The 574-nt window shown below is 31.7% G+C and carries 1 protein-coding gene; it reads right to left on the bottom strand.

Going from position 1 to position 574, the window contains the following annotated elements; all coding sequences use genetic code 11:
• Positions 1-7 precede the first annotated feature (7 nt).
• Positions 8-229 carry a dodecin family protein gene (locus IEY58_RS34185; RefSeq protein ID WP_188875827.1) on the bottom strand — a complete coding sequence of 74 codons (222 nt, stop codon included), beginning with the start codon at positions 227-229 and terminating at the stop codon, positions 8-10.
• Positions 230-574: the final 345 nt, after the last annotated feature.

Below are 574 nucleotides of genomic sequence, written 5' to 3'. Positions count from 1 at the left end.
AAAATCTTTATTTTAAATCAGTGCTGTCATTTTCAATTACAAAGCTAACAATCATCATCACGTTATAGCTAGTGATATTACCATCACTAATGCGTACTTTTTGCTCTTTAATCCAAGCACCTTCCACGTTATTAACCGTTTTGTTGACTTGTGAAATGCCTTTTTTGATCGCATCTTCAAAACTTACCGTTGAGCTGCTGCTAATTTCAATATTTTTTGCCACTGACATAACGATATCCTTATGTTCTATTATATTATTTTCCTAATTAATTTTTAATCTAAAACTTATTAAGCTTAACCTAAGTTATCTCAAACCTGATGCTTATAACTTATCAAAAATGTAGAAAAAATACCAAAGTTTACTTGTAACTTTGGTATTAGTTTTGGCTATCACATCGACTAGAAGCGTAACTAATATTGCGCAATTTTAAATGATGTAAAGGTAGCTATGCAAACCTTTAAATTAAGCAAAAATCATTTCAATATCTTTGAGATCAAAACTATAAACATGCCCACAGAAACCACAGTCTAACGCCAATTCACCCCCATGCTCATTGGCGATTTCTAATGCAGC

It is taken from the genome of Aliidongia dinghuensis, assembly GCF_014643535.1.
GTDB lineage: Bacteria > Pseudomonadota > Alphaproteobacteria > ATCC43930 > CGMCC-115725 > Aliidongia > Aliidongia dinghuensis.
The sequence above is the reverse complement of the archived record's forward strand: the minus strand, read 5'-3'. Positions and strand labels throughout refer to the sequence as shown.

Bases quoted from the DNA above. Each gene is read 5' to 3' on its own strand.
- IEY58_RS34185 (WP_188875827.1), bottom strand. From the start codon at position 229: ATGTCAGTGGCAAAAAATATTGAAATTAGCAGCAGCTCAACGGTAAGT.